General features: G+C 48.8%; 8 protein-coding genes. 6 read left to right on the forward strand and 2 right to left on the reverse strand.

Going from position 1 to position 10,311, the window contains the following annotated elements; all coding sequences use genetic code 11:
• Window positions 1-105: 105 nt before the first annotated feature.
• Window positions 106-3,114 carry a TonB-dependent receptor gene (locus MHM93_RS14230; protein WP_239449513.1) on the reverse strand — a complete coding sequence of 1,003 codons (3,009 nt, stop codon included), beginning with the start codon at window positions 3,112-3,114 and terminating at the stop codon, window positions 106-108.
• Window positions 3,115-3,276: 162 nt separating this feature from the next.
• Window positions 3,277-4,164, reverse strand: coding sequence for a LysR family transcriptional regulator (locus MHM93_RS14235; protein WP_239449514.1), 888 nt, complete (start codon window positions 4,162-4,164; stop codon window positions 3,277-3,279).
• Between the two features lie 97 nt (window positions 4,165-4,261).
• Here MHM93_RS14235 and MHM93_RS14240 point away from each other — a divergent pair, with 97 nt between their 5' ends.
• The 6 genes from MHM93_RS14240 (at window position 4,262) to MHM93_RS14265 (ending at window position 10,216) form a co-directional block, all read left to right on the forward strand.
• A complete protein-coding gene (locus tag MHM93_RS14240) occupies window positions 4,262-5,830 on the forward strand; it encodes an NADH-quinone oxidoreductase subunit L (RefSeq protein WP_239449515.1) in 1,569 nt (522 codons plus the stop codon).
• The gene (locus tag MHM93_RS14245; protein ID WP_239449516.1) at window positions 5,830-8,235 is read left to right on the forward strand and encodes a DUF2309 domain-containing protein; all 2,406 of its coding nucleotides are present in this window, start codon (window positions 5,830-5,832) and stop codon (window positions 8,233-8,235) included. Before MHM93_RS14240 ends, MHM93_RS14245 begins: the two co-directional genes overlap by 1 nt.
• A gap of 419 nt (window positions 8,236-8,654) precedes the next feature.
• Window positions 8,655-8,951 carry a hypothetical protein gene (locus MHM93_RS14250; RefSeq protein ID WP_239449517.1) on the forward strand — a complete coding sequence of 99 codons (297 nt, stop codon included), beginning with the start codon at window positions 8,655-8,657 and terminating at the stop codon, window positions 8,949-8,951.
• On the forward strand, window positions 8,939-9,448 hold the full coding sequence (locus MHM93_RS14255; RefSeq protein ID WP_239449518.1) for a hypothetical protein: 510 nt from the start codon (window positions 8,939-8,941) through the stop codon (window positions 9,446-9,448). The genes MHM93_RS14250 and MHM93_RS14255 overlap by 13 nt, the downstream gene beginning before the upstream one ends.
• A gap of 122 nt (window positions 9,449-9,570) precedes the next feature.
• Entirely contained in the window at window positions 9,571-9,834 is a 264-nt protein-coding gene (locus tag MHM93_RS14260) for a hypothetical protein (RefSeq protein WP_239449519.1), read from the forward strand.
• Between the two features lie 64 nt (window positions 9,835-9,898).
• Window positions 9,899-10,216: a hypothetical protein gene (locus MHM93_RS14265; protein WP_239449520.1), complete on the forward strand. Its 318-nt coding sequence runs from the start codon at window positions 9,899-9,901 to the stop codon at window positions 10,214-10,216.
• Window positions 10,217-10,311 lie beyond the last annotated feature (95 nt).

A 10,311-nucleotide genomic window follows, 5' to 3' on the forward strand; every position in this document is an offset into this window, starting at 1 on the left:
ATAGTGATTGCCGCTAAGGCGCACATACCGCACCTTAGTCGTTAACGAAAAATGCCGAGCACCTAAGGTGCCCGGCGGGGTTGCGTAATAACGCAGTTCAGGGAATTAAAAACGAATACGCGCCACCAATGAGGCGTAACGCGCCGCTGGACGCCAAGTTGTCATACCATAATCTGGGTTAAGCTCGAGGCCGTTGGCACCATATTGCGTGCGCTCTTCGTTAATGGCGATGGCGGTATCATCGTTGAGCATGTTATACACGGTGCCCTTAACCATCACTTCTTGACCAAATAGCTCGCCGTAGTAGCTTAACGACATATCTATTTGTGTACTCCAGGGCAAGTTGCCTTTGCTGCCACGCGGTGCTGGCTCACCGTTTTCATCATAATGCGAGGCATGATCGTAGTAGCGGCTGATACACGCATCCCAGGGGTTGCCTGGGGCACAGCTATCAACGCCCTCGGGGTGCACACTGAAATAGCTTTTCGGTCGACCTGATATGCCCCGAGCAACCAGGCCAAAGGTTAAATTATCGGTAATATCATACGTTCCCGAGAGCTTAATTGCGTGACGGTGGTCATTCGGCAGGTTGCCATAACCATGGTCCATTAAATCGCCATAGTCATAGGAGGTTGTCCAACCGGGATCGGCTTGATCGTTGTCGGTTTTCACCAAGCCTTCGGTGTTGCCCCAGCTGTGCGACCAGGTGTAAGAAGCGTCAATGCGCAGCTGCTCGGTGATGGCGCCATCCAAAGTGAACTCAAAAGCCAGGTATTTGCGCTCAGCCTTTGGCAATGCCAGCTCTTGGGCACTTAAGGTCACCTCATCAACTTGTCCATCCCCGTCAAAGTCATAGCTCATTTGTACACTCTCGCCGGGGTTATTGAGCACATAATAGGAGCCTTGACCGACATTATCGGCAATACCTAATTCAGCCAGCTTTTTCGCCAGCACCGGCCCTACATCTGTGTCCTCAACACTGCGCCCAAGCTTGCGATAAATGGCACGTGCCCCAAAGGTCATGTCGCTGAACACTTCTTGTTGGTAGCCAACAGTCCACTCATCGGAATACATGGGTTTAAGATTACTGGATGCAATCAGCCCCGGCTCAGTGATCCCGCGTTGACGCCAGCGTCTGTCGCGTAGCATCGCGCCCCGACTAGGAGAGCCATCCGCAAGTAAGATAGGTTCGCCCGAGCCATTGAGCTCGTCGAGCTCAAAGTATTCAAACCATTCCACCGATGCCGAACCTTGGGTAATGTTCATATTCGCCGACACGGGCTGAAAATAACGCCCATACGTGGCATAGACCTTGGCACTTCCATCGCCCCATAAGTCATATATGGCTTGCAGGCGCGGCGCTATCTGGTTGTCGATATCAACATAGGCGCGCCCGTCACTGACGGTGTTTTCAAATTGGCTATAGCGCAAGCCCAAATTCAGCACCAGCTGCTCGCTGACCTGCCATGAGTCGTTAATGTAAAACGCCAACGCACTGGTATCGGAATCAACGGCCCGAGTGCGTACTCGTCGCTCAATGTAATCTTCACCAGCGGCGGCACCGGAAATATCATTGTCTGCGGCGGTGGCAATGGTCCACCAGCCCATGGCATCACCCTCGCCATTTTGTCCGGAGAAGTAATCCACCTCGACCTTGGTGTAATCGACGCCAAACTGCAGCGCATGGGCGGCTAAGTCCCAGTTAAAATCTAGCCGCAGTTGGTCTCGGGTATATTCCTCTGCCGAGACATTGGCATTGGTGTGCTCGGAAAGCGTAATAAACCCATCGCGTTCATCCCAAACTCCCGGGTTAGTTGAAGCAACTACATTTTCAACATTCTCGGTAACGCGCCCGGCTACCGCCGACACAGAAAAATAATCACTGAGGTAGCCATTGTACGACAGGCTATACATGTTGCCGCCGTCCTCACCGGGTGCCGTCACTCCCTGCTGATCGCCAATGCTATCCTGCTGCCAGTTGTAGCCGTAGGTGTCCGTTTCCCATTCGCGCTTGTTGTTCATCGCTGAAAAGCCAACGGCGTGATCTTCATTAATAAACCAATCTAACTTGCTGAACCAGCGATCTTCATCGCGGGAGAAATCACTAAAGGTTGTTTGCCCTGCGCCCTCTGAGCTTTCGCGGCGCGGATTAAACAAAGCATAGGCAAATAATGTGTCCTCAATCAGGGCGCCACTGGCCCATACTTGCAGCTCACTAAAGTCGTAGGCACTGCGCTGGGTATTGGTGCTGATGGTGCCATTACTTTGATAAATTGAGTCATGCTGGGAGCGCAGGCTATCCCCCTCCCAGCGCACCTCGGCGCCAGCGCTAAAGTCATTGTCACCGGATTTAGACACTGCATTGACAATACCCCCCATTGCGCCGCCAAATTCAGGGTTGATCCCTCCGGTTTTGACCTGGGTTTGCGAAATAGCTTCCCAAGGCAGGCGAATAGAGCCCAGCCCAGTGCGAATGCTGGTTACATTCAAACCATTAAAGTAATAGCCATTTTCCGCAGAAGATGCGCCGCCAAAGCTAGAAGCGCCATTAAAACTGCTGCCACCAGCAGCAGCGGTGCCCGGTGCCAGTAAAGCGATACTTTCAAAACCACTTTGCACGGGCATAACCTTGATTTCCTCATCAGAGAAAGTTAACCCAGAAGTCGATGAACCTAAATCGACACGACGAATGGCAGCCCCGGTAACAGCAATGCGCTCCATGGGCTGCGCACCGGCCTGTAGCATTTGCGCATCTAAGATGATGGATTGACCAATGCTTACTTTCACACCTTGCTCAATGACGTTTTGATAACCCTCTTTGCTTATGGTGACGTTGTAAGTGCCCACCGGCACGTTCCGCAAAATGTACTCGCCATCGGCGTCGGTGCGGACTTCATAAGTTAACCCCTTGCTGATATGCACTAAAGTGATGGTGGCGCGGGTAATATCTTCACCGGCGCTGCTGACTATGGTGCCTTTAACGATACTGCTGCCATCCACCGCCATTGCAGGCGTGGCGCTGGCTACTGCAAGGGCCAAGGTACTAACTTGAAAAAGACGATTTAACGATGCCTGCATGCCCTTGCGGGAGCGGCGCTTTGATGCTGTTGCCATGGTTTTATCCTGTTTGATGTTGTTGTTTTATTGCTCAAGGCGAACACACCATATCGCTTTTACATATTGTATACAATATTAAATATACACAAAATGCTTATATACTTAGTCAATTCTCTTATGAGTGAGAGATCATCGCGGTTATAGCGGCGGTCGGGGTCGTTAGGGGATCACCGCAACTTGCTCAAATAGCTGAGCGAGGGCATCGGGCATAAATTTGCGCTGTGCGGTGATGGCGTAAAAGTGCTCGTAAGCATCTGGCAGGCTTTGATACTGACATAATATACCTTGCTCTATTTCGTCTTTTACCACCACCGGTGGCAGCACCGCCAGCGCACTGCTGTCCCGTGCCAATAGCCGAAGCATCGCCATATCATTTGCCTGTGCTTTAATATCGGGTTTGTACTGCCATCGCGCGCACAAGGCGTTAAAAGAGTCACGAATTTCTGAGTTTTCGCTCGGCACCACCCACTGCACCTGCTCGTACCCCAAGGGAAAATCACTGTCTATTTTAGTGCTCGGCGGCCCGACTATCGCCAAGGCTTGACGGGATAGCAACCGGCTCTGCCAGAGATCGTCTTGATGGTTTGGGCTGATAGCGCGATTGGTTAGCACCACATCCAGTTCATGATCAATCAAGCCATTGAGCAACCCCTCCATGCGCCGCGCAGTCAAAGAAAAGCTCACATCTTGATGATTCAGTAGTGGGGTAATAAAGCCCTCGATAAAGTTCCGCGATAAGGTATTAAGCACACCAATCGACAAATGCTGTTTCTCTTGCTGTACTCCTTTTAATAAAAACGACGAGAGCTCTTCACCTTTATTAAATATATCATCGGCATAGGCCAATACCCGCTTCCCCATATCGGTTAACACAAGGTTGCGACCTTGGCGAGCGAACAACTTAATTGCCATTGATTGTTCGAGCTGCTTAATTTGTACCGATAACGCTGATTGCGATACATGCAACTCCTGCGCTGCTTGGGTTAGGTTTCCCAAACGAGCGACACGCCAGAAGTAATACAGGTGATGATAGTTGAGTCGATTCATTATACTTTTACAAAACAGAACGGTTCGTTAAATTATATATATTTTTTTTACTTTTGCATCTTTGCCATACTAGCTGCACTCAACCAAGGAGCCATCGATGAGTGACATGTTAATTTCTGTTCTACTGGCCTTTATTCCTGTGAGCTTGGCGCTAAGTTCTTGGTATATAGGGACGCAGAAGCGTGCCAACAATGGCAACGGAGCGTTTCGCCTTATCTCCCTACTTGGCTTAATATTCACCGCCACAGCGGTGCTTTACAGCCAATTTGATGCCACTCCCCTTAGCGTATTAACACTGTCCCCAGCGCGCTTAATCGTCCTTGGTCTTATCCTTTTCATGAGTTTGATATTAATAAAGTTTTGCCGAAATTACATGGCCGGTGAACAGCGAATCAACTTATTTTGGCGACGCTTAATCGCGACCTTAAGCGCGGTCTCCTTAGTGGTAATTAGTAACCACCTTGTGCTGTTTTGGCTGGGCTGGGTAGCCATTAGCCTCGCCCTCCATAGATTGCTAATGTTCTATCCTGACAGACCGCGTGCGGTGATGGCTGCCCATAAAAAGTTTATTGTGGCACGCTGCGCAGAAACCTCGCTGTTAGTGGCCTTTGCTCTGCTTTATTGGCATCACGATAGCTTGTTAATCAATGAAATTACCGCTTCTTATGTTAACAACACGGTGCCATTGACACTCATCGAACACTGCGCCGGGTTTTTTATTGCCCTAGCAGCCTTGATTAAGTGTGCACAGCTACCCATTCACGGTTGGCTGATGCAAGTAGTTGAAGCTCCGACCCCGGTTAGTGCGCTTTTACACGCCGGGGTTATCAACCTAGGCGGCTTTTTGTTAATCATCTTCGCGCCCCTATTTATGCAAGCCACCGTGGGACAATGGTTAGTGCTTGTTGTTGCCGGACTCACCACAGTGATCAGCGCCCTTGTGATGACCACTCGAGTAAGCGTGAAGGTACGCTTGGCGTGGTCCACCAGTGCACAAATGGGATTAATGCTGGTTGAGTGCGCATTAGGGCTGTTTGAGCTCGCCCTGCTGCACCTTGTGACCCACTCAGCCTACAAAGCACACGCATTTTTAAATTCAGGCAGCGCCGTGCAAGAAGATATCGCTCGGCGGCTGTCACCAGGGCGCTCACCCAATGGCAAAGACTGGCTTGCCAGTGGCGTGTTCTCCTGCATTGCCGTAGCTTTGGTATACCATTTTAGCGGTTACTACGGCGCCATCAGTGTATGGGCGTTGGTTGCCCTCGCCTTGAGTGTGCTTATTGCTACTCGTCGTGGGCTTATCACCAACGGTCACTTTGTCACCATGGCGCTGTTAGCTTTGGCTCTGGCCAGCTGTTATGCAGCCCTTAAATCGCTGTTTGCAGTTGCTGTGCCCGCAAGTAACTGGCGAGAGGCCCCCTTGAGTGCTGCCGATCTGTGGACCTTATTACTGATTGTCAGCCTGATGTGTTGCAGTTATGTTTTACGCTATCAAAACCATAAACCTAGAGTGCAAGCACTCTCGGCTATCTTGTTCGCAGGTTTGTACTTGGATGAATGGCTGACTCGACTCACTCTGAGAATATGGCCTACGCGCTTGCCCACCCGGCAAAATGCTAAAACTGCCTCACACTCGTCCGCCAGTTCAGCTAAGGAGAACTTTTAATGAGCGCTCAGCAACCCTCGCCTGCACCGCTATTTAGCTTGAGCAGCACGCAGCAACAAGCTATTACCCAAGCGTGCCAATACATAGCGCCGAACTGGCCGTTAGATCAGATGATAGCGGTTAATCCGTTTTGGGAAATGCGCGGCCTTGCCATTGAAGATGTGGCTGCCCGGCTGGCAACCTTGGCCAATGTCGACTTGCTCATGCCTCGTGCGTATTATCGCCAGCGCTGGGCCGATGGCGACATCACCGATGCGCATTTGGCCATGGCCAACAGTCAATTAGGCTATGACTTCACCCCCGAGCAACTGCACAGTGCTTTGGAAATCGCGCTGCCACAGCAGCACTGGCACAATATCGCCGATTTACTAGACGCCCACCGCCCGGCCCACAAAATGGCATGGCGGGATGAAATAATCCATCAGATCAGTCAGTTTTGCGCCGCCCATTACCAGAAATTAAGGCCAATGCTGTACCGTGACAATGTCTCGTCAATGCCAGACTTATATCAACACTGGCTCAGTGTTATTCGCGCTGACAAAGGCATTAGTATCGTCATGGATGAAGCCGGCTTGCACGAATATTTTCAACAACTACCGGAAACGGCTGATGAGCTGTTATCGCAAAGCCTGCGTTTGTTAGAGCTGGATGATAATATGCTTGAGCCCTATGCCCATGCCTTATTGCTCGATATGAACGGCTGGGCCTCATGGGTGGCCTACATTCGCTGGCAAGGCAGGCTATACCAACAGCCGCAGGACGACATGCTGCAACTACTGGCGATCCGCATGGCTTGGGATGTGGTCATTTGGCGCTATTTGAAAGCGCAACACGCCAGCACGTTCGCAGTGTTGCATGAGCAATGGCAATGTGAAAAACAGCATCTTCCTGAACGTACGCAAGCGTTTAAAGCAGCGCAAAAACCTTTGTGGGTGTGGGCCAAAGCGTTAGAGGTTAATTACCAACAAAACTTGCACGCCACACTCAAAGCAGCAGAGCCTGCTCCCCCTAGCGAAAGTGCGCTACAGGCTGTGTTTTGTATTGATGTGCGCTCAGAAGTGATGCGCCGTGCCTTAGAGGCACAAAGTGAGCACATTCATACCTTTGGTTTTGCTGGCTTTTTTGGCTTGCCGCTAGAATATCAACCAGCAGACAGCGCGCTCAAACGCCCACAACTTCCGGGGCTGCTTAAACCTGTTATCAAAGTAAGTGAAGCGCAGGCGCCTAAAGGTGCAAAACGCAAACGCCACTTCAGTGCTCATTGGCAAGGCTGGTCAAAGGCGGCGCCGTCGTCATTTTCGATGGTGGAATCCGCAGGCTGGATGTACGCCCTGAAAATGCTGAAAAACTCTTTTAAACGCGCCAAACAAGCCGCACACAATGAGCACATTGAGTGGCAACTGCATAAGGACGACCATAACCTAAGCTTGGCGCAACAAGCTGAATTCGCTTATGGGGTCCTCAAAGCCATGGGCATACAGCGGTATGCGCCCAAGGTGTTGTTAGTGGGTCACGGCAGCCACACCACCAATAACCTTCACGCTGCCGGCCTTGAGTGCGGCGCCTGTGGCGGACAAAGCGGCGAGGTGAATGTGCGTGTGCTAGCGCAATTATTGAATGACGAACAAGTACGTGAACAGGTGGCAAGCAAAGGGATCACTATTCCTAGCGTCACCGAGTTTGTTGCCGCGCTGCATAACACCACCACCGACCATATTCAGATTTTTGATAGCGAATTGGACAAGCAAAGCCGTCAGTGGCTCGATAACGCCACGAATACAGCTCAGCGCGAACGGCTGATCAATATTGCCCCTGAGCTTAAAGAGCAAAGCGATAAAGACATCGACAAAGCCTATTTAAACCGCGCTGGCGACTGGTCGCAAGTGCGCCCGGAATGGGGGCTGGCGAATAATGCCGCTTTTATCGTCGCACCGCGTAGCTGGACACGCAATGCAAACCTGCAAGGGCGTAGCTTTTTGCACGACTACCACTGGCAACATGATGAAGCCTTTCGCACTTTAGAGCTTATTATGACCGCGCCAATGATAGTAACTAATTGGATCAACAGCCAATATACCGCATCGGTCACCGATAACTACAAATACGGCAGTGGCAATAAGGTATTGCACAATGCGGTAGGCGGTAACATAGGGATCTTTGAGGGTAATGGCGGCGACTTACGTATTGGCCTGGCGATGCAATCTATCCACAATGGCAAGCGCTGGATGCACGAGCCACTGCGTTTGAGCGTGTACATCGCCGCGCCACGAACGCCTATTGAGTCTATTTATGCGCGCCACGAAAGCGTTAAAAGCCTGGTTGATAACCGTTGGCTCAACTTAATGCGCTGGGACGACGATGGCCAGATTGAACGCTTTTGTGACGGCGCGTGGCAAACCTGCTAAGCATACACGCTGTTGTGCCATGAGTGCATAACAGCCAAAAGCAAGAACCGCTGCTCGACTTGGCTTTTCGGAGTCGCTCAGTGGTAATGCGCATCAGCATGTAAATTTGGAATAAGTGCAGTTGTCCACTAAGGTCAAAATGAGGCTCGTTATACAGAACAGCTTTTGGCTCGAATAAGTATAAAATCAGGCTAAAGCACTGAAAATATTAAAGTTACTATTTTACATACCGTGCCATAGTTAGGCTCGGATATCTCAATGCTCGTTTCCCACCACCCTATTCTATTTAGACATTACCAATCTACTCTGGTAACTTTATGAATTTATGGACAAATATTAAGTGTGCAACTAAGTGTTTATCATTTAAGTTTCTGGCTTAACCCGAAATGCGCGCTAATACACTGTTATGCAAGATGCTCATGAAAAGGATTTTTGATTTAGCACTGGTAGTACAACTGATTTTGGTAGTCGGTTTTGTTTGGTTTGGATGGCAAGCTGATCAAGCAATGGACAAGTCGGGTACTGGGAACTATGAAGAATGGAGTAGGCTAACTGGGATAACGGGCGTTGCATTTTTATCCGCAGCAGGCATGTGGGTTGCGGTGGTGGTGCTAGCTTTATTTCAGCGTATGTTTAGCTCTTTGGAGGCTCAGTTAGCAGTAGGCTTACCTCCACTTTTTCTAGTGCTGGGGTGGATTTCAACATGGGTAGTGTAATTACGCATAACAAGCGGCTGTTGTCGCCACTGCGTGGCTGGGACTGCCTCTTCGCTGCTTCGCAGCTACAAGTCAGCCCCAAAGCCGGGCGTTATATACCTATGGATGCATTGAGTAAACTTCAAGGAAAAAATGACGCACATTCAAAACATCAGCGGGATACTAGCTGGGCTATAATTTGTGTGTTTTGCATACTAAGCCCATTGCTTTTCAGTTATGGGTGGGAATTTTATCACTCGTTTAAAGGATTAACCTTTGAGGCACTTCATCCATCTATTGTTTTAGTAGCTATGCTCGGGTTTGGTTTACCTATAGCCTTTATGGGTGATTTAATGTTACTTCATCGTGCCATTAAATTTTTACTGCTAGTTGCTGCCGAATGTTGGTTTATCTGGTTTTGGATTGTATCTCCATTGTCATGGTTGGCCTTCCTCCCTTTAATACCAGCTTATGTTTTATTAAAAGTGCAATTACCTAAAAATAAGGCTGGTGATTAACCGGTATATAACAAGCCACTGAAGCGGGACTCGTAACCGTTGGCTCGGTTTCGCTTCGCTACACATTTTAGCCAACAATTACTCGCTCCTTAGTGGGGCGTTATGCATAGAAAGGATTGGGATTGGTAAATATTGAAAGTACATCAGTAATTATCTCAACAGTAATATTATTAATACTGTTTATATTCTTTGCTGCCAATCTAGGAATGATCGTTTTAGAAAAGAAAATATCCACTGCCAGCCTACAAGCATTTTGCTCAGGTTTGGTGCAGATGATCAATAAAATAGACAATCTTAATAGTTACAAGCAAGCCAGGTTTTACATGATCGGCAGTGCTTTATCACTTTTTGCATTCATGGCTCTTTTGGAGTTTGGCCATGCATAACAAACCACTGTAACCGCTCGCTGGGACGTTAGGTGTTTCTTTAGGATGGAGATAAATTAAAATTATGGATAGTCAATTTAAGGTTTCAGGTATCGCATTTACCATTTATGGAGCATGCGCAGTTTTAGCATCTTTATGTTCTTATATATTTGGTGTAACTCAACTTTCTAGCGTTCAATCCTTACCAGTTTCAGTTTTTTTGCTAATTAATACATTGTTGGCTATTAATTTTTTAGCTTTGCTCTGTGGTGTGTATCTCTTAAAACAAAATGAGGCCGTTCACAAATTTGCATTGCCTGTGTCCATTATTATTCTGTTGAGTGTTCCATTTGGTACAATTGCTGGTGGTATATATCTAATGCAAAGATTTAAAAACACCTAACAAGAGACTATGGCGTCAATAGCTCTTTTTAAGCTTTTGGCGCTTCCCACATTACCCCATCTCTGAGCATCGAATTTAAGATCACCACCATTTTT

This window comes from Pseudoalteromonas sp. MM17-2 (assembly GCF_022347945.1).
In the GTDB taxonomy this organism is placed as follows: Bacteria; Pseudomonadota; Gammaproteobacteria; order Enterobacterales; family Alteromonadaceae; genus Pseudoalteromonas; species Pseudoalteromonas ruthenica.